The organism is Psychrobacter sp. APC 3281 (assembly GCF_030407815.1).
Taxonomy (GTDB): domain Bacteria; phylum Pseudomonadota; class Gammaproteobacteria; order Pseudomonadales; family Moraxellaceae; genus Psychrobacter.
Genome location: NZ_JASDCS010000014.1, coordinates 42,663 through 61,894, shown reverse-complemented (window position 1 = coordinate 61,894; position 19,232 = coordinate 42,663). Strand labels below are relative to the sequence as shown.

Below are 19,232 nucleotides of genomic sequence, written 5' to 3'. Positions count from 1 at the left end.
CCAACTATTTGACGATGTTTGGCAAAATTTAGCTGTTTTTAGCCCATTTAGAGGATACTCGTTTGAATTGAGGACACGCCCTAAGTAGACTATTTATTTTATGTTTTTTATCTCAGCATCTTTCAGACTTAATATTTTTAGCGTCATTCATTTGCAATTATTTTAGACAATTGCTTAAACATTTTTTGATAGACCGAGTTCATTATGCCGACACCCTTATTATCTAGCAGATCTACCGCCTCTTTTTTCAAACGTCCATTACTGACTGCTGCCATGACAGCATTATTAGCTACGGTAGTGGCAGGATGTAGCTCGCCTGAATCTAATGACTCTGAGCCAGCAGACGCCAAAACCGAAAACCCAACGGCTGATGAATCACAGAACGTTGCTAATAATGACGCTGTATCTGCTGAGAAAATCATGGTCAATACCGTAAAAGGTGATGTTGAGCTGGCCATGAACCCATCGCCACTTGTCGTTTATGACATGACGTTGATGCAAGACTTGGCGGCGCTAGATGTGGCGGTCGATGGTATGCCTGGCGGTCTACTACTAAAGAACCTACACTCAGAAACGCAGCCTGATCCAAAATCGGTAGGTACTGTGTTTGAGCCAGATCTTGAAGCGTTGAATGCAATGCAGCCGCAAGCTATTTTGGTCGGTTCACGCATGGCAGAAAAATACGACGAGCTATCAAGTATCGCGCCGACATTGGATATGAGTATTGATACAGCAAATATCTATGAGTCAAGCAAGCAGCGCCTGCATGATCTAGGTGCATTGTTTGGTAAAAGCGATCAAGCCGCTAAGCTACAACAGAACATCGATGGACTCATCACTGAGACCAAAAGTCTAACGAAAGAAAATAAAGGCACTGGCCTAGTCGTCATGGTCAATGGCAATAAAATGTCAGCCTATGGTGACAAGTCTCGCTATGGTTTTATCCATACTGTGTTAGGTGTACCAATGGCAGATGACAAAATTGCCGATGCGCCTCATGGTCAGCCAATATCATTTGAATATATCCAAAAAGCCAATCCAGATTGGTTATTTGTCATCGACCGTAGTGCTGCAATTGGTGAAGACGGTATTGGTGCCAAGGCCGTATTAGACAATCCACTAGTTGCTCAGAGCAATGCATGGAGCAAGCAGCAAGTGGTTTATTTGAGCCCAGATTCTTACTTAGCATTTGGCGGCTACTACCAATGGATGCAGGATCTAACGACGATCAAAGATGCTTTTACTAACGCTAAATAATGTCGTTAGTGATAAAAACGATTGTTGTACAAGTAGGTATTATTACCGTTAACCCTGCTCATTTTTAAGCCAGTAGAGATTATGTCGTTATTTTCACACCGTACTCATGCTAGGCTCAAATCCAGTACTGCTCCATCAGCATCAAGTTGGCAGAGCGGTACTGGCAATGCGTTACATCGACGTACTGTCATACCACCGTGGTTCATCAATACAGCAAGCCTCATTCTTATGGGGCTTTTGGTGTTATTGAGCTTATCTATTGGGGTAGCTGACTTTTCGTGGACAGGTATCTTGCAGAGTTTGCTGACTCAGAGTGCTAATTCTGATAGCTCATTGCTATTGGTTAGCCGCATACCGCGCACCATCGCCATTATCTTGACTGGCATTGCAATGGCTGTGGCTGGGATGATTATCCAAGTAGTGCTAAAAAACCGCTTTGTAGAGCCATCTATGGTCGGTGCGACTCAGAGTGCTGCACTTGGTTTGCTGGTGGTCAGTCTGCTGTTCCCTGCCAGTGCGCTCATTGTCAAAATGGGCGTGGCAACCATTGCTGCCGTTTTTGGCATGATGCTATTTATGCTGCTCATTCACCGCATTCCGCCTACTGATTTTTTGATGATTCCACTGATTGGCATTGTCTTCGGCGGCATTATTGAAGCTGTCACTACCTTTATCGCCTATCAAACCGAATCGCTACAGATGCTCAGTGTTTGGCAGTTTGGTGATTTTTCGGGCGTATTGGCAGGGCGCTATGAGCTGTTGTGGCTTACGGGTGGACTGTGTGTGCTGGCTTATATTATTGCTGACAAGCTGACCATCGTTGGTTTGGGTGACAATATCGCCTTAAACTTGGGTATTAGTAAGCGTCAAGTTACTTGGATTGGCGTGGGTATGGTAGCCATGATGAGCGCTGTCGTGGTCGTAACTGTAGGCATGATTCCTTTTATTGGGCTGGTCGTGCCAAACATTGTGAGCCGTCTAATGGGAGATAAGTTGCGTCGCAGCTTGCCAGCAGTTGCCCTACTTGGTGCTTCAGCAGTGTTGTTATGCGATATTATCGGACGCTCTATTCGCTACCCATTTGAAGTGCCGGTCGCCACTATCTTTGGTGTGGTTGGTACGGTGCTGTTTTTATGGCTGTTATTACGTGCACCAGCTGAGCAGTAGCACCATGTTCACTAACTGTGTATTAATTTGAAGCACTCACTTACCGTCGTTCATTTTTTGCCTTATTAGATAAGCTTGGCACCATAGGATTTTTGTATGTTCTCATCAACTAAGCTTACTTCCACCAAGACTGATGCTACCAAAACCAGCACAGCGATAGATAACTCATCTTCAGCAGATGGTCAGTATTCAGCCGCTGCACAAGGTCAGTTAGCAAAGCTTTGGGCATGGATAGCTGCCCATCCAAAATCCATAGCAGCTATTATTCTACTTATCTCGATGACCTTGTTTATGACACTCAATGTCAATGGCTATTGGGACTTTGCGCTACCATTACGCGGCAAAAAACTGCTGGCACTGATGGTGGTTGGCTATGCGATTGGCGTGTCGACGTTATTGTTTCAGACGTTGACTCATAATCCAATTCTAACGCCTTCCCTACTCGGGTTTGACTCACTCTATGTTCTGTTGCAGAGCTTACTGGTTTTCTTTTTAGGTGCGATTAGCTTTACCAGTCTCGATCCTATTGCCAAGTTCACGCTAGAGATTGTTCTGATGTTTGGGGCCTCTTTATTATTATTTAAGCTACTATTTTCTAAGAGCAGTCAGGATTTGACGCGGCTAATATTGGTGGGCGTTATCTTTGGTGTGTTGTTTCGCAGTTTATCAGCACTCATTGCACGGCTGATTAACCCTGATGATTTTGTGGTCGTACAGTCCGCTAGCTACGCGCAGTTCAATACGGTCAACCCTCAGCTATTAGGTATCAGCTTATTTATCTGTGCCATCACTGCGATATTTGTGTGGCGCTGGCGTTACCAATGCGATGTGTTGATGCTCGGACAAACACAGGCCGTCAACCTTGGTATCAACTATCAACGTCTGGCATTTGGTCTCTTAACTGTCATCGCTGTACTGGTTGCCACGGCCACTGCACTGGTCGGTCCTGTAACTTTCTTTGGTCTATTGGTTTGCGCATTGACCAATCGTATCGCGCGACATATGTATCACACTGAGCGGCTGATATTGGTCAGCTTGGTCGCTATGATTTGCTTAGTACTGGGTCAGACTATCTTTGAGCAAGTGCTAGATATGGCAGGCGTATTGTCAGTGGTGATAGAGCTAGCGGGCGGATTGATGTTCTTAGCATTGATATTTATGTCCCAGCGCCGTTCGCTGTAACTACTTAGCCGACATTGTTTATTTAGCTGATGCTGTTGATAGAGAAGACCCTAAGACTTTTTTAAATAAGACTGACTATGATTAAACTGAATAATATCTCTCACCATATTGGCAAACAACAAATCTTGCATGACATTACGTTGTCCCTACCAACGGCGCAGGTGATTGCGTTGATTGGGCCTAATGGTGCGGGCAAATCCACGTTGTTTTCTGTTATGGCTCGCTTGCAGCCGCTACAATCTGGGCAGGTGAGCTTCGCTGTAGATAATGAGGAACGTGATATTGTCAGCTGTCAGGCGCGGACGCTGGCCAAGACGGTCGCTATGCTCGGGCAAGACAATCATGTGCAAGGACGCCTGCGCGTGCATGAGCTACTGATGTTTGGTCGTTATCCTTATCATCAAGGACAACCGACCGCTGACGATCAGCAAAAAGTACAGGAAATCCTCGAGCGCTTTGAGCTTGAGCCACTTGCCGAGCGTTTTTTGTCAACGCTATCGGGTGGACAGCGACAGCGCGTGCTGATCGCTATGATTGTCTGCCAAGATACGCCCTATCTATTGCTCGATGAGCCACTGAACAACCTAGACATGTATCATGCTGGTCGACTCATGCGTGAACTACGTCAGCTTAGCCACAATCAGCAAAAAACCGTGGTAATCGTCCTACACGATATCAATCAAGCAGCACAGTTTGCCGATACAGTGGTTACGATGAAAGCAGGAGAAGTGACGGCTGTTGGTCGCCCTGCTGATGTTATTACTAAAGAGACGATGAAAGATTTATACAACGTCGATGTCACTGTCCTAAGTCATCAGGGGCGTCCAGTGATTGTTGATACGGTTTAAATAAAGAACTTCGCAAATAATAAAAGAAATTATAGATGCATAGAGCGCTATTAAATAATCGATGGATAAACTACAAAAACCTATCTCTATTAATTCTAATGATTAGCCTTTGCCTGTTCATTTATTATGCTCTAAATAAGGAGATATCAAATACCTTTTTTTGGTTAGGAATGACCTTATATGCTTTAAGATTGGTAGTTATTCCTATGGATTTTACTCAAAATATCTCTTCAGTAGATTACACAAAGAACTACGATGAAAATAATAGTTGGCATAAATGGGTCATGATAGGTGAGACGTTTGCTTTCTTCATTTTTACTGTCTCGATAGCATACACAATATTTTTGCAATTCAAGTGATAACTAGGGCATACCTTTGATTCAACAGATAGCTATCTAAATAAAAATATACCCTAGAAATCTGGCAATATTACCTACCCTTTTGCAACGCCTTCAATCGACTTTGACGCCCTTTCCACCACAGATAGACGCCAGTAACTGACAACACTGTCACAGCCAAACCTACCAGTGCTAAAAATATTTGATACAGTAAGTAGCCAATGCCATGGCTAATATGACCCATATGTAGGGTCAACAACCAATTGTTGGTTTTGCTACCAAATGATGAGTTTTGGTAGCCAAAGTTCACCTGTTCAACGCTACCCGTTTTTGCATTGACCGTGATGGATGATGCACCGCCTTTTTTACCAATGTCCTTATCTGTCTTAAAGCGCAGCTGCCATTGACCCTCATCCTCAATCCAACGTATGCCTAAAAACTCCCGTACTATCATACCCTTGCTTTGGGCAGCGGTGTTTGCCTGCTCACTCAAATAAGCAATACTATTGGCTTTGTTGACCACATCAACAGCTTCGACATCGACAGCCTCATTGTTTACAACCTCAACTCTAGTCGCTGTTTCTGTACCAGACGCCTGCTCAGCTTTTTCTGATGGTTTTCTTGAGTTCTCCTGTCTTTCCTCTCTACCTTCAAGCCCTACGACAGCGTGCATCACAGGTTGATAGACCTCTCTTAAATTAAAACCAACACTCGACCACGCGATGACAAACAAGATCCCCCAAAGCCATAATCCAAAAGCATGATGTAGATCATAATTCAATTTAAACGTATTACTTTTAGTACGAATTTTCCACGCTGGTAACCAACGTTTTAAAAAGGAGGCACGTTTTTTAGGCGAGGTTTGGTTTTGTGCTTTTTTCTTGATCGCTCTAGGAAACGTTAAGTAAAAGCCAATAAAGCAATTAATTGTCCACACGAGCGCGACAATCCCTAGTAGCAATTTTCCAATATCACCCAGTAATAAATCGCGATGTAACCAAAACACTTTCCACATGGTGTTGTGCCATGCCCACTCATCTCTATCACGAGTACCAATGATATCGCCAGTATAAGGGTGGACATAAACCTGTTGAAACGGTGCTTTTGGTTGGTTTTGGGCGGCTTTTCCTCGTGCTCTATCTACCGAAAATACAGCTGACCTCTCTGCTGCTATCGAGGTTGGCATGCTAGAAAAAGCATATTGAGGGTACGCACTAATGACCTTGTTATGAAGCTCGGCAATAGGCAGATGTGATGCGTTTTGCTTCTCAACCTGAGCCAGTTTATGGTTGAAGATATCGTCTAGCTCGTCATGAAATGCCAATAACGTGCCAGTAATACCAGTGATAATTAAAAAAGCTGCCATAGCAAGCCCAGTATAACGATGGAGCCATAGGCAAGCTTGACGAGGATTGAATGAAATCATTAGTCGTAGTTCTTTGTCATATGTTGTTTTAGTAGGTACTTATCAGTTAATACATCATTACTGTTGTAGCCAATGTAAAAGCTAGTAGGCAATAAAAAGCCAGCTCCCGTGTAAGACAGCTGACTTTATAAGTACGATTAGACTTAAATTCGATAAGCTAGATTAGAACTGATAAGTCAAAGACGTTTTGATATTACGTCCCATCTCAAAATCAGTATAGTCATCATCAATAGAGTTACGTGACGCATGGCTTGCATAAGTCTCATCAAAGATGTTGTATACACCTAGTGTGGCCTTTAAACCTTCGATTTGAGTTGGCGTGTAAGTCATAAAGATATCGTGCACGTCATAGCCTGGTTTTTCGTTGTCATCATCAGCGGTATTCGGTGTCACATCGGCGACATAAGTGCTGCGCCAGCCAAGTTCGGTAGTGTTGGTTGGAGCATAACCCAAGTTGACCATGTACTTATCGCCAGACTCAGAGCCACTACCACTGACAGAAGAGATATTATAACCCGTATCCTCGCCTTTGCTACTCGCACGAGCATAGCTTAGACCCATGTTGAAGTTATCTGCACGATAGTCGGCCGATAGCTCTACACCTTTGATTTTGAAATCTTCGTCATTATTAATAACACCTTGGCAGCTACCGTTTAACTGTCCAGTCGCACAATCTAAACCAACTCTACCATTGCCTGCACGTACAAACTCAATATAGTTTTCGATATTGGTTTCAAAGTACTTAGCACTTAGTTTTAAAGAGTCATCAGCCACTGTCAGACCACGCAGCGTTGTAGCAATACCGACTTCTGCATTGTCACCTTCTTCTGCTTTTAGGTCATTGTTCACGTACGTATCAGCGCCATCAGTGTTAAAAATCGTTTGGCTAAGATCTGGACCATTAAATAACTGCGTATAGCTTGCAAATAGCTGGGTGCGCGGTGCAATCTCATAGCTAGCAGCCAATGCGCCAACGACATTGTCGTAAGTCTTGCCAGCCGATACATACTCTGGAGACTCATAACGGTCATAACGGACGCCTGGCGTTAAGCTAAGCTTACCCATTTGCCACTGGTCTTCTAGATATACAGACGTATTGGTTGCTTCATCGGTGCTCGCATTACCAAAGTCGCGTGTCATCTCAGATTCTTTTTTGTAATGCTCAACCCCAGCGATTAACTTATGAACACCTGGCACACCGTTAATAATACTGCTATCGACGATACTGGTGTTTTGTACTTTTACGCCTGTGGTTTGGACTTCTGCATCAAACTCAAACCCAGGTTCGCCATCAGAGTTACGCAAAATCTGCGTGCTGGTCTGATAGACATTGGCATCTACATTGACCAACTGGTTGGCAGGGTTGTAAGCGTAGTCAAGCGCATAGGTATCGCGTTTGACTTCCTGCGGGATGATTGGGTTCCAGCCACCAGCAGGAAAATCTGGACGTAATGGGAATTTGCCTTTGTTTTCGGTACGGCTAAAGCTAGCGCCTACATGATGATCACTACCGACATAAGCACCAGCTTTTAATAGGATGTTTTCGCCTTCGCTGTCTTCCGTTTGGATTTTACGGCCTTTACCGTCTTCACCAGCGTCCGCATTGCGTTTGCCATAATAAGCCAGTAAATCAACATTTTCTGTTGGCGCACCATATACAGTGGCAGAAGTTAGCAGTTCATCATTGTTGCTAGCATAGCCTGTATGCAGCTTAGCACCTACCTTTTGACCTGGCTTAAGTAAATCTGCCGCGTCGACTGTCTCAAAAGCAACCGCACCGCCGATGGCATCATTGCCTAGCGTCACTGAGTTATTGCCCACTGATACTTCTGCTTGTTTTAGCAGATCTGGATCAATAGTGACATCACCCATATGGTAGAACAATGCGCCTTCTTGACGCGCGCCATCAATTGTTACTTTTAGATTGGTATCATCAAGACCACGTACACGAATACGTTGGTTGACCGATGAGGTACCGCCCACGCTCACTCCTGGTACAACGTCCAGAAAATCGCTCAAATGGCTGGCTTGTGCAGCTGGGGTGTAGTCATCTATGTAGACAGAGTCTTCTTGTACAGCGTCACGTACTGAGCTATTCGCTGTTACAGTGATAGTCTGCAATGTCGTATTTGGCATATCTGCTGCCGTTGCGGCACTGGCAGCTTGCGTCCACAATACAGCGGCGACACCGATAGACAATACTGTCAATTGACTAGATAACTTTACTTCGCGCATAACACATTTACTCACTTTGTTTATTATCAGAAATTAGAATTTTTAGAATTATTTTTAAGGGCTATCATCGAAAACCCTCAAAATAGTGCCTACCAGAAGATGGAATGTCTTGAAAACGCTTAAGCTCATCATGCGAATAACATGATTAATGTTAATGATAATGATTAGCGTTTAAATAATGAGAGGCATAATAACGAAGTATTAACACTTTGGCAATAATTAATATAATAAATTCTCAGTTTTAGATCTTAATATGCTGAGGGGGTATAAAAATGCTTCGATACTGGTTATAAAATAATCATTCAATATAATTCTGGCTATGCATTAAGGCTATACGTAGTCAGGCGTAGGAACTGATCAAGTTTATAGCAGTCTGTTGTTAACTTGGCTCATCACTTGTTTTTCTTGTACTACTGTACTAGAATACTGAAACAAGATAGTTCTAAGCGAAAAATTGCTCAATAAACGACCTATCTATTTTCTTTGGCTAAGATTACCTATTATGACTACCGATCCTTATCAGAGCTTAGTGAAACATTTGACCAACTGTACTGATAGCGCAGATATCGAAAAGCTGCTTAGTGCCCTGCTGACGGATAAAGAACAGCATGACATTGCCAATCGTATTCGGATTTTTGATTTGCTAGATCGTGGTAACACCCAGCGTGATATCTCTGAGCAATTAGGTGTTGGTATCGCCACTGTCTCTCGCGGTGCCAAGGCCAAGCAAAGCCATGATGTCAGCGCGTTACTGGCTACTCATAGAGATCACTCTTAGCCTCTAACGACGATACTATCTAACTTTTTACTGGCGAAACTTATACTTATTAATCAACACTTATTAATCGACACTTAGTAATCAACACATATTTGAACCATTTCGGACTTGTTATGACCTCTAGTACTCGCACACAGACCAAACCTGCTCCTATCGATATTCCGAGCAAACCACAACGCATCAAACTGACGCAAGATATCGATTTTTTTGCATTATTCAAACGTATCGAAAGCGCATTTGATACCTGCTATTTGCTCGAATCATTAGGTGAAGACAGCCATATATCGCGCCACCATGCGATTGGCTTTGACCCTGTGACGACTATCGCCGCATTAGACCGCAACACACTTGCCATTACCGATAATAAAACTGCTGAGACAAGCCGTTATCAAACCGACAACCCTTATCAGCTACTGCGTGATATAACGCCGCAGCATGTTATTGCTCGCGATCAAAGTGGTGGTCTGGTCGGGTATTTGGGTTATGACTGCGTGAATTTCTTTGAACCTAGTCTCAATGCAAAAGCCAGTGAAGACTTTGAGCCCTTTAAGTTTGGCGTGTATCTAGATGGATTGACGCTGGATAAGATGACTGGGGAAATCTTTTACTTTTATTACCCGACCGCTCAGCAAGAAAACCGCATCGAGCAAATCAAAGCCCTACTCGATGAGCCAACGCCTAGCTATGAAGCGCCTAAAGTTGAATTTTTAGGTGATGGCATGAGCCAAGAAGAGCATGCCAATGTCGTTATGCAAGTCAAAGAAGATATCATCGCTGGGCGTATTTTTCAGTGCGAGGTAGGCTTTAAATCTAAATATCGTATTGCCGGTGACAAAATGCCGATTTATGAAAAGTTGCGCGCTGTCAATCCATCACCGCATATGTATTTTATGAAATTTGCGCAACAATGCATCATTGGCGCTTCTCCTGAGCTACTATTCCGCTTGCGTCAAGGTGAAATGGAAACCTATCCGCTTGCAGGGACTGCCAAGCGCGGCGCCGATGTAATAGAGGACCGTAAGCTTGCCCGCGCCTTGCTCAACGATGACAAAGAAATTGCCGAGCATAATATGTTGGTTGATTTGCATCGTAATGATATTGGCCGTGTGGCACGATTTGGTACGGTAAAAGTACGTAGCTTGATGGATATCAAACGCTTCTCTCACGTGCAGCATATTTCTTCTGAAATCGTCGGTATCCTGCATCCTAACGAAGACATGTTTAGTGCGCTTGCCAGTAACTTCCCTGCTGGTACCTTGTCAGGCGCGCCTAAAGTAGAAGCCATCAAAGTCATCAACGAGCTAGAGCCGGATGGTCGCGGTGCTTACGGCGGTGCATTAGGATCGTTCAATTTCAATGGTGATTGTATCTTTGCTATTCCTATTCGCAGTCTCTTTATCAATGGCGAGTCTGCCTACGCTCAAACTTGCGGTGGTAACGTTTACGACTCAAACCCAGCTGATGAGTACTTAGAGATTCAGCGTAAACTGTCAGCGATGAAAGTCGTATTAGATAGCTTTATGCAATCATAATTGCTACTAGAAGTACTGCATACATTGACCATATTTTACCTAGCACTATTTTTACAGAAGAGTTTATGACCCATGAATGTTTTAATTATTGATAACTACGACTCGTTTACCTTTAATCTCTACCAGTATGTGGGCGAGATTTTGCAAACCTTAGACAGTGATAAAGAAGCCAGCGTCATCGTTAAACGCAATAACGAAATCACCTTAGCAGACGTAGAAGCGATGAATCTTGATAGAATTATCATTTCACCTGGCCCTGGCTCCCCTGATGATCCCGCGTACTTTGGTATCTGTAGCGAGGTCATTGAAACACTAGGCAAAACTGTGCCGCTACTAGGCGTTTGCTTGGGTATGCAAGGCATTGCTCATGTATTTGGCGGTGACGTGGTACGCGCCAGTGTGCCGATGCATGGTAAGGTCTCATCAATTCGCCATGATAATTCAGGTATTTATCAAGGCTTACCACAAGAGCTTGAGATCATGCGCTATCACTCGTTAGTGGTAAAAGCCGACACCATCCCAAGCTGTCTCACGATTACCTCGGTAGTCGCCAATGACAGCCGTGCTGAATTGAGCTTTGCTGAGTCAGCGTTGACTGGTGATGAGATTATGGGACTGGCGCACAAAGAGTACCCAATCCAAGGCGTACAGTTTCATCCTGAGTCATTTGCCACTGAAGGCGCTAAGCGTTTGCTGAGTAACTTTTTATTGCAGGTGTAAACCTATATGTCCATCTCCATGTCTAGCTCAAGCCTAAATACTTTCAGCTTACTCAGACATACTGCGTTGCTCTTGAGCTTAATGCTAATGACGTCTGTCAGTTCAGCTGTAGCTCCTGTACAGGCAAACTTTACAATGGGCATGGACATCCCAAGGCCAACGTCTTAACCTTTATGAGAGCTGTGCAGAAGGAAGCGTTACTTGCAACAATATGCTGCTAGTCGCTCCCGATTTAGGACGGCTATTACAGACAACACAAGAACCTAGTAAGTCGCCCTATGCTGTCAAATACTACTCTGCGGAAACCAAGCATAGCTTATGTAAAGATGGTGTGACCCCATGTCGATTTCAGGGTTATACCTTTGAAGGCGCAGATTTTGACGGGTTTATAGATACGTCGAACCATGAGATATCTATAAGAAATAAATGGACAGTCGATACCTATAGTGCCACCTACAAAGAAAATGCGACTTATCTGCCATTAGCATCAGAAGCTGCTCTGATTGATCAGATATATAACACGTCTGATAAAGCATTGAATGAAAGCTACAGAGTAACGCGAAATGAAGTCAGACGCCTGTACGGTGAGGATATGGCGGCTGATCTTAAGAAAGAGCAGACTCAGTGGATAAAACAGCGCTCAAAAAACTGCGGGGCTGATACGGATCATTTACCAAGAACCCAAGCGGAAAAAGTGTGCTTTATTCAGCAAAATGCTCTTCGAGAGCAAGCATTCTTTTTATGGATTGATTAACAGAGACTGTAGAAATAAAAAAGTGATGCGAACAAGAATCAGATATGAGTTAATGATTCGATATTGTTTAGGTTATTTAGTAAACGCTAGCCATTTTTTAGCCATTTAGATAACTATCAATTGAATTTAGCACACGACCTAGTAGCCACTTATTATCTTTTAGTGATAGACTGAAAAGAATAAACAAAAGACAGCCTTTAATCAGGTTGTCTTTTCTTATTTCAGTATTGCTTGGAGAGATTGTATCAATAGCAATCTTACAACATCTTGTGTCACTTAGATCGTAAGAAGAAAACAGTATGGCAAACATCGACAACGGAATGACGACCCACTCGCATCAATCATGGCTAGGCACCATTCAAATCATTACGGCTGCTATTTGCTGGGGTACGTTGGGTATATTCTCGACCTATCTCAACCAAATTGGATTTAGTGGGTGGCAAGTAACCATATTACGCATTGTCACAGCGGCCTTTATCATTTTAGCCATGCTACCAAAACTGTGGCCACACCTTATCAAATTACAGCCAAAACAGTGGCTTGGACTGGCGATGCAGTCGTTAATAGGTGTCCTTGGCATGTCGGTCTGCTATTTTTTTGCGGTCAGTTATGTTGGCGCTGGCCCTGCCGTTGCATTGCTCTATACCGCGCCCGTATTTAGCTTATTGTTCTCGAAGTTCTTACTGAGTGAGTCCATCACTCGCAAATCAGTCTTGCTGGCATTGATGGCGGTGTTTGGCGTAGGTTTAACGATGTTAGGTGAGCAAGCAAAAGTTAACTGGGGTATTTTACTTGGTCTATCAGCAGGGATGTGTTATTCGTTATATGGCGTATTGGGTAAGCGTGCGATGCATTATGCTCACCCTGCGCCTCTGGTATTTTTTACTTCCATTATCATTAGTGCTGGCGTACTACTGCTCTTGCCTGAGACCTATAACACTTATGAGCAGCTATTAGATCTCCCCTTAATGACTTGGGGCTATGTTTTAGGATTATCATTATTGGGAACCGTCGTGCCATTTGGGCTATATATGAAGGCATTGGAAAAGCTGCCTGCCACTCGTGCATCGGTATTTACGATTTTTGAGCCATTGACTGCGATTGCACTTGCCATGCTATTACTGCATCAATCTTTGTCTTGGATTCAGTATTTGGGTGTGGCGCTTATCTTACTGGCAGCTTTATTAAATGCTGTGTTAAATGGCACTGCTACTCGTGTACCTCGCTGGTTAAAACAACGACAAAAAGTATAGTTTACTGTCTATTTATTTGAAATTCGTCCCATTTATTGCGATAAAAAAAGCCCCAACCATTACATCATGATTGAGGCTTTTTTTATTGCTTACGCAAAAACAAACGTTTTTACTGCTCAATGCGTTGCAAAAATGCCTGCGTACGAGGATGCTTTGAGTCCTCAAACAGCTGCTTAGCACTGCCTTCTTCGACAACATGACCGTCTTCAATCAGTACAACATGATCGGCAACGTCTCGGGCAAAGTTGATTTCGTGAGTCACTACAACCATCGTCCAACCTTCAGAGGCGAGCTGCTTCATCGTCTCAAGCACATCCTGTACCAACTCTGGATCAAGCGCAGAGGTTGGCTCATCAAACAGTAATAATGACGGCTCAATAGCGAGCGCACGGGCAATACCAATACGCTGCTGCTGACCACCAGATAACTGGAACGGATAGAGATCCGCTTTGTCTGACAGTCCAACTTTTTCTAGCAGTACCAATGCCTGCTCACGAGCTTGCGCTTTGCTCTGCCCTTGTACCACTGTAGGCCCAAGCATCAAGTTTTCAATGGCTGTCTTATGGGGAAACAAGTTATAAGACTGAAATACCATACCTGATTTACGCTGTAAAGCTAGTAGCGTTTTTTTGCTTGGCTTAGTCGCAAAGTCGACGCTCAAGCTATCGTCATCAAAAGCAATCACACCTTGATCAGGAATCTCTAGCGCATTCAAACAACGCAAAAAGGTGGTTTTACCCGATCCTGAAGGTCCTAATATTACGACTACTTTGCCTTTATTAATGGTCAAGTCGATGCCTTTTAGCACCTGATTGCCACCAAAGGCTTTATGAATATTAGTGACTTTGATCATAAAAATTCCTGTTGTGCTAGAGCGTGTCTATTGAGCCATAACTTATTTTACTACGTAGCTTATTTTGCCACATAACGATCTAATCTAGTTTCAAGCTTGCCTTGGATAAAGGTCAAGAACAGACAGATACCCCAGTATATAATCGCCGCTTCGGTATAGACCAGCATAAACTCATAGTTACGAGCTGTGATAATCTGCGCTTGTTTGAACAGCTCAGTGACCAGTACCAATGAAGCAAGTGAGGTATCTTTTACCAGACTGATAAAGGTATTAGACAACGGCGGCACTGATACTCGAAGCGCCTGCGGTAAAATCACATGACGAAAAGTCTGTAGATACGTCAAGCCAACCGTTGAGCCTGCTTCCCACTGTCCTTTTGGTATCGACAAAATCGAAGCACGCACTGTCTCCGATGCATAAGCACCGATGTTCAGTGAGAATGCAATAATCGCTGAGGGAAAGGGGTCAAGCTTCACCCCGACACTTGGCAGACCGTAGAAAATAATAAACAGCTGAACCAGCATGGGTGTACCGCGAATGGCGGACACATAGACGCGAGCGAGCCGATAGATGATTTCATGGAACCAAGTGGCACGCGGAATGATACGAATCAATGCCACTGTCAGTGCAATGGCCATACCGATCGCAAATGAGATCAACGCCAGCGGTATCGAATAATAAATACCGCCTTTGAGCATTGGCCAAAACGACGAGATGACAATCTGCGCTCGATCAGGACTCATAAATGGCAATACTGCCAATAAGTCCGCGAACCATGATGTAGACATTACAGAAGCTGACATGATAGAAACTGACATTATTTTTGTTGACTTATATCAGCACCAAAGAACTGTTCGCTAAGCTTGGTGAGTGTGCCTTCAGCCGCCAATTCAGCCATGGCTTCATCAAGTTTTGCTACGACTTCATCATCACCTTTGATAAGCACTAGGCCTGAACCACGTAACTCACTAGCAGGTGCTGTCAGTTTAATCTCAAGATCTGCATCTGGGAATTTTTTGAGATAATCCAATACCGCTAGATTATCATTCATCGTAAAGTCAGCACGGTCTTGCTTCACTAATTGAATCGCTTGCGCCATACCATCGACAGGAACGATCTCTGCACCATAACGCTCTGCGAGCTCACCATAGTTACTGCTAAGTGATTGAGCTGTACGCAAACCTTTTAGACCTTCCCACGAGCTATAACGGTTGTCATCAGTAGGTGCCAATACGACCGCACCTGACCAGCTATAAGCCATTGCTTTGTCATACTTTGCTTTACGTTCAGGCGTGGTCAAACTAACTTGGTTAGCCACCATATCAAAACGTTTTGAATCCAAACCAGCCAACATTGCATCCCATTGGGTTTCTTTAAACTCAACGTCTACGCCCAGTTTATCCGCGACTGCACGCGTTACTTCAACATCATAACCCGTTAGTTTGCCGCTCTCATCATGATACGTGAACGGAGGATACGTACCCTCTGTACCGACGTTGATAGTGCCGCCGTTGTTGATACGTTGTAGCAAATCAGAACCGCCTGTTGCAGCGCTGTCAGTCGCACTGGTATCGGCTTCGTTGGTAGTAGATTGACCACAAGCGGCAAGGAACATGGTGCTGGCGGCAAGGGCTAAAAGAGTACGACGTTTCATAAGACGTCCTTATAAGAGTGAATGAATAAAGTAAAAACGCATAATGCTAATAAGACACACAGCACTAATAAAATATACGGTGATAATAAATAGGACAAGCCGACATAGAAGAACAATATAAGCTCTCCTATGATATTCGGCTTTGGTTGCCCGATTTGAGGCCATTTGGGCTATTTTTCAATACTGTTTCTATATTATATTTTAATTTTTAACGATTGTTCAAATATTCTGGCGAGTTTAATTAACGCCAATTGCTATCTTATTAAATAGCAGCTTATGGATATAGTATCTCACTTTGGACAGAAAAACGTACAAAATCAGTGAGCAAGCACTTTACCACAACTAACGACAGTTATAGCTCACCTGAGAACTGATAGCGATCACCCGCATGCCACATTTTTACAAAGGTAACGACCTGACCAGCCGAGTAGGTCTGCCGACGCAGCACAAGCGTTGGTGACTGCGGCGCAATTTGCAAAAACTCAGCAATTTCATCAGGAGCTGCCAATGCTCGGATGGTATAGCTACCACTCTCTAGAGGACTTTTGGCAATTAAGTAATCACTGGTATTGACCACACTAAAGTCCTGATCGATAAATTTCGGCACTTTTTTGGCATCGACCCAGCGTTCTTCAAACTGTATGGGCTGACCATCGGCAAAGTGAATAATTTTTACTTCATACAGGACAGCTGCATCACTAGCATCTGTCTGAGCGCTTGTATTAGCAGGCCCAGACTCTTTATCAATCATAACCCCTTCATTAATACCAAACTTACGACGCAGCTCATTATCGAGCATATCAGCCGTAATAGCACGCTTACTCACGACCTGTGCCTCATAGTCGCGATTGGCTGACTTTAAATCCTCAGCGATGTTGCGTACCTCAACAAACGTATGATTGAACTGCTGCTGCGCGACAAACGTGCCCGACCCTTGCCGACGCTCTAACACCCGCTCCTCGCTCAGCTCTTTTAGCGCACGGTTGACTGTCATTCTTGACACACCGAACTCTTCAGCCAGTGCCATTTCTGTCGAAATCGCGTTGCCCGCTTGCCACTTACCAGAATGAATGTTGTCTAGTATGGCATTTTTTATGCGTTGATACGCCGGAATCGTCTTTGTCATATCCGCCTTTGACCGTCAGTTTTGCTAATAGGAATGACCACATAATATCACGAGACCATCGCGCAAGCCTTAGTCAAAATGTCTGAGCGTTCAGTATTAACTAGGGCGCTTTTCAACTCACTCGATGTTATCTAAATCGGCTGAGTGAATAATAAAAATAATCAGCTCATGAAAAAAAACCTTGCATGAAAAAAGTATCTTTGATAATTTGTATATACAACTTTACAGCAGGACTAGAAAATTTGTTTTATCGCTTCGATATTCCTATGAATTTAGATGAATGCTTAGCAGTAGATAAATACTTAGTAAATGAATATCTAGACTGACTGTAAGACACTTACTTTGATGACTTTATCGCCCTATTCGCTATCACAAGGATATGATCATGACTACTGACAACGGAACCAACAAAGAAACTAAGCTGACTCGCCGTGATGAGAGCCGTAATATTGCTGCGCCTACCGGTAGCACGCTACATTGCAAAAGCTGGCTGACCGAAGCCCCTTATCGCATGCTGCAAAACAACCTGCATCCTGATGTGGCAGAAAACCCAAAAAGTCTGGTCGTCTACGGTGGTATCGGACGCGCAGCCCGTAACTGGGAAAGCTATGATCAAATCTTAGAGTCATTAAAAGAATTAGAAGATGATGAGACGTTGCTAGTACAGTCTGGTAAGCCAGTCGGTGTGTTTCAAACACACGAAAACGCACCACGCGTATTGATTGCTAACTCCAACCTTGTACCGCGCTGGGCAACATGGGAGCACTTCAACGAGCTCGATCGCAAAGACCTATTTATGTATGGTCAGATGACTGCTGGTAGCTGGATTTATATCGGTACGCAAGGCATCGTCCAAGGTACGTATGAGACTTTTGTGGAAGCGGGTCGTCAGCATTATGACGGTAGCTGGGCGGGTCGTTGGATTTTGACCGCTGGTCTGGGTGGTATGGGCGGCGCGCAGCCACTAGCTGCTACCTTTGCAGGTGCGACTTCGTTAAACATCGAGTGTCAGCAGTCTAGTATCGATTTCCGCTTACGTACTGGTTATGTCGATAAGCAAGCAGATGATCTTGACCACGCTTATGAGTTAATCAAACAATATACGGACGCTGGTGAAGCTGTCTCTATCGCCCTACTTGGTAATGCCGCAGATATCTTGCCTGAGATGGTCAAGCGTGCTAACGCTGGCGGCATGAAGCCTGATTTGGTCACTGATCAAACCTCAGCACATGATTTGATCAATGGCTATCTACCAAGCGGCTGGACAGTAGAGGAATGGAAAGCCGCCCAAGAAGATCCAGAGCAACACGCAGCACTGACTAAAGCAGCCGCTCAATCTTGTGCCGTACACGTACAAGCAATTTTAGACTTGCAAGCGATGGACATTCCAGCCACTGATTACGGTAATAATATCCGTCAGGTTGCCTTTGATGAAGGGGTCAAAGATGCCTTTAACTTCCCAGGTTTTGTCCCTGCTTATATTCGTCCGCTATTTTGCCAAGGTAAAGGCCCATTCCGCTGGGTCGCGCTCTCAGGTGATCCAGAAGATATCTATAAGACTGATCAAAAAATCAAAGAGCTATTCCCTGAAAACAAACATATCCATCGCTGGTTAGATATGGCAAAAGAGCGTATTCAGTTTCAAGGCTTGCCTGCCCGTATCTGCTGGTTAGGGCTTGGTGAACGTGACAAAGCAGGCTTAGCATTTAATGAAATGGTCAAAAACGGCGAGCTAAAAGGCCCGATTGTTATTGGTCGTGACCATTTGGATACGGGCTCTGTCGCCAGTCCAAACCGCGAAACAGAGAGCATGAAAGACGGCTCAGACGCAGTATCTGACTGGGCGCTATTGAACGGTATGCTGAACGTGGCTGGCGGCGCGACGTGGGTATCACTACATCATGGCGGCGGTGTCGGCATGGGCTACTCGCAGCACTCAGGTATGGTCATCGTCGCGGATGGTACTGACGCCGCAGCCAAACGCTTAGCACGAGTACTGATCAATGACTGTGGCTCAGGCGTCATGCGTCATGCAGATGCAGGTTATGAGCTGGCCATTAAAACAGCGAAAGATTATGGTTTAAATCTGCCAATGATTAAATAGTTTGA

16 protein-coding genes are annotated in these 19,232 nt (G+C 44.1%); 10 read left to right on the top strand and 6 right to left on the bottom strand.

Features of this window, described 5'->3' with window-relative positions:
* Positions 1–204: 204 nt before the first annotated feature.
* The 4 genes from QL886_RS12440 (at position 205) to QL886_RS12425 (ending at position 4,454) form a co-directional block, all read left to right on the top strand.
* On the top strand, positions 205–1,257 hold the full coding sequence (locus QL886_RS12440) for an ABC transporter substrate-binding protein (protein ID WP_165598517.1): 1,053 nt from the start codon (positions 205–207) through the stop codon (positions 1,255–1,257).
* A gap of 228 nt (positions 1,258–1,485) precedes the next feature.
* The gene (locus tag QL886_RS12435) at positions 1,486–2,424 is read left to right on the top strand and encodes an iron chelate uptake ABC transporter family permease subunit (RefSeq protein ID WP_290178966.1); all 939 of its coding nucleotides are present in this window, start codon (positions 1,486–1,488) and stop codon (positions 2,422–2,424) included.
* Positions 2,425–2,520: 96 nt separating this feature from the next.
* Positions 2,521–3,606, top strand: coding sequence for an iron chelate uptake ABC transporter family permease subunit (locus QL886_RS12430; RefSeq protein ID WP_290178963.1), 1,086 nt, complete (start codon positions 2,521–2,523; stop codon positions 3,604–3,606).
* A 77-nt stretch (positions 3,607–3,683) separates the two neighbouring features.
* Positions 3,684–4,454, top strand: a complete 771-nt coding sequence (locus QL886_RS12425) for an ATP-binding cassette domain-containing protein (protein WP_057761234.1) — start codon at positions 3,684–3,686, stop codon at positions 4,452–4,454.
* A 429-nt stretch (positions 4,455–4,883) separates the two neighbouring features.
* On the opposite strand, the gene QL886_RS12420 is transcribed toward QL886_RS12425, so the two are convergent.
* Together QL886_RS12420 and QL886_RS12415 are read right to left on the bottom strand one after the other, a co-directional pair.
* Positions 4,884–6,218, bottom strand: coding sequence for a PepSY-associated TM helix domain-containing protein (locus QL886_RS12420; protein WP_290178962.1), 1,335 nt, complete (start codon positions 6,216–6,218; stop codon positions 4,884–4,886).
* 162 nt (positions 6,219–6,380) lie between these two features.
* Positions 6,381–8,453 (bottom strand): TonB-dependent receptor, encoded by a 2,073-nt coding sequence (locus tag QL886_RS12415; protein WP_290178961.1) that lies wholly within the window; start codon positions 8,451–8,453, stop codon positions 6,381–6,383.
* A 502-nt stretch (positions 8,454–8,955) separates the two neighbouring features.
* On the opposite strand from QL886_RS12415, the gene QL886_RS12410 reads away from it, so the two are divergent.
* The 5 genes from QL886_RS12410 (at position 8,956) to QL886_RS12390 (ending at position 13,490) form a co-directional block, all read left to right on the top strand.
* The gene (locus QL886_RS12410; protein WP_101205190.1) at positions 8,956–9,231 is read left to right on the top strand and encodes a Trp family transcriptional regulator; all 276 of its coding nucleotides are present in this window, start codon (positions 8,956–8,958) and stop codon (positions 9,229–9,231) included.
* A 113-nt stretch (positions 9,232–9,344) separates the two neighbouring features.
* Complete coding sequence (locus tag QL886_RS12405) at positions 9,345–10,763, top strand: anthranilate synthase component I family protein (RefSeq protein ID WP_290178959.1); 1,419 nt, start codon at positions 9,345–9,347, stop codon at positions 10,761–10,763.
* 72 nt (positions 10,764–10,835) lie between these two features.
* Entirely contained in the window at positions 10,836–11,483 is a 648-nt protein-coding gene (locus tag QL886_RS12400; protein WP_290178957.1) for an aminodeoxychorismate/anthranilate synthase component II, read from the top strand.
* A 211-nt stretch (positions 11,484–11,694) separates the two neighbouring features.
* Positions 11,695–12,237 carry a lysozyme inhibitor LprI family protein gene (locus tag QL886_RS12395; protein ID WP_290178956.1) on the top strand — a complete coding sequence of 181 codons (543 nt, stop codon included), beginning with the start codon at positions 11,695–11,697 and terminating at the stop codon, positions 12,235–12,237.
* 299 nt (positions 12,238–12,536) lie between these two features.
* Positions 12,537–13,490 carry an EamA family transporter gene (locus QL886_RS12390; protein ID WP_290178955.1) on the top strand — a complete coding sequence of 318 codons (954 nt, stop codon included), beginning with the start codon at positions 12,537–12,539 and terminating at the stop codon, positions 13,488–13,490.
* A 109-nt stretch (positions 13,491–13,599) separates the two neighbouring features.
* Here the strand turns inward: QL886_RS12390 and QL886_RS12385 are convergent, their stop codons facing one another.
* The 4 genes from QL886_RS12385 to QL886_RS12370 form a co-directional block, all read right to left on the bottom strand.
* Entirely contained in the window at positions 13,600–14,343 is a 744-nt protein-coding gene (locus QL886_RS12385; RefSeq protein ID WP_057761251.1) for an amino acid ABC transporter ATP-binding protein, read from the bottom strand.
* A 59-nt stretch (positions 14,344–14,402) separates the two neighbouring features.
* Positions 14,403–15,146 (bottom strand): amino acid ABC transporter permease, encoded by a 744-nt coding sequence (locus QL886_RS12380; protein WP_057762590.1) that lies wholly within the window; start codon positions 15,144–15,146, stop codon positions 14,403–14,405.
* 14 nt (positions 15,147–15,160) lie between these two features.
* The gene (locus QL886_RS12375) at positions 15,161–15,997 is read right to left on the bottom strand and encodes an amino acid ABC transporter substrate-binding protein (protein WP_290178954.1); all 837 of its coding nucleotides are present in this window, start codon (positions 15,995–15,997) and stop codon (positions 15,161–15,163) included.
* Between the two features lie 352 nt (positions 15,998–16,349).
* Entirely contained in the window at positions 16,350–17,123 is a 774-nt protein-coding gene (locus QL886_RS12370; protein ID WP_290178953.1) for a UTRA domain-containing protein, read from the bottom strand.
* Positions 17,124–17,508: 385 nt separating this feature from the next.
* Here QL886_RS12370 and hutU point away from each other — a divergent pair, with 385 nt between their 5' ends.
* Positions 17,509–19,227: a urocanate hydratase gene (gene hutU / locus QL886_RS12365; protein WP_290178952.1), complete on the top strand. Its 1,719-nt coding sequence runs from the start codon at positions 17,509–17,511 to the stop codon at positions 19,225–19,227.
* Positions 19,228–19,232: the final 5 nt, after the last annotated feature.

What these genes read in the sequence shown, in the direction of transcription:
- hutU (WP_290178952.1), top strand. Translation starts at nt 17,509, where the DNA reads ATGACTACTGACAACGGAACCAACAAAGAAACTAAGCTGACTCGCCGT.
- QL886_RS12370 (WP_290178953.1), bottom strand. Translation starts at nt 17,123, where the DNA reads ATGACAAAGACGATTCCGGCGTATCAACGCATAAAAAATGCCATACTA.
- QL886_RS12430 (WP_290178963.1), top strand. Translation starts at nt 2,521, where the DNA reads ATGTTCTCATCAACTAAGCTTACTTCCACCAAGACTGATGCTACCAAA.
- QL886_RS12425 (WP_057761234.1), top strand. Translation starts at nt 3,684, where the DNA reads ATGATTAAACTGAATAATATCTCTCACCATATTGGCAAACAACAAATC.
- QL886_RS12420 (WP_290178962.1), bottom strand. Translation starts at nt 6,218, where the DNA reads ATGATTTCATTCAATCCTCGTCAAGCTTGCCTATGGCTCCATCGTTAT.
- QL886_RS12415 (WP_290178961.1), bottom strand. Translation starts at nt 8,453, where the DNA reads ATGCGCGAAGTAAAGTTATCTAGTCAATTGACAGTATTGTCTATCGGT.
- QL886_RS12395 (WP_290178956.1), top strand. Translation starts at nt 11,695, where the DNA reads ATGCTGCTAGTCGCTCCCGATTTAGGACGGCTATTACAGACAACACAA.
- QL886_RS12380 (WP_057762590.1), bottom strand. Translation starts at nt 15,146, where the DNA reads ATGTCAGCTTCTGTAATGTCTACATCATGGTTCGCGGACTTATTGGCA.
- QL886_RS12405 (WP_290178959.1), top strand. Translation starts at nt 9,345, where the DNA reads ATGACCTCTAGTACTCGCACACAGACCAAACCTGCTCCTATCGATATT.
- QL886_RS12440 (WP_165598517.1), top strand. Translation starts at nt 205, where the DNA reads ATGCCGACACCCTTATTATCTAGCAGATCTACCGCCTCTTTTTTCAAA.
- QL886_RS12410 (WP_101205190.1), top strand. Translation starts at nt 8,956, where the DNA reads ATGACTACCGATCCTTATCAGAGCTTAGTGAAACATTTGACCAACTGT.
- QL886_RS12390 (WP_290178955.1), top strand. Translation starts at nt 12,537, where the DNA reads ATGGCAAACATCGACAACGGAATGACGACCCACTCGCATCAATCATGG.
- QL886_RS12435 (WP_290178966.1), top strand. Translation starts at nt 1,486, where the DNA reads ATGGGGCTTTTGGTGTTATTGAGCTTATCTATTGGGGTAGCTGACTTT.
- QL886_RS12375 (WP_290178954.1), bottom strand. Translation starts at nt 15,997, where the DNA reads ATGAAACGTCGTACTCTTTTAGCCCTTGCCGCCAGCACCATGTTCCTT.
- QL886_RS12400 (WP_290178957.1), top strand. Translation starts at nt 10,836, where the DNA reads ATGAATGTTTTAATTATTGATAACTACGACTCGTTTACCTTTAATCTC.
- QL886_RS12385 (WP_057761251.1), bottom strand. Translation starts at nt 14,343, where the DNA reads ATGATCAAAGTCACTAATATTCATAAAGCCTTTGGTGGCAATCAGGTG.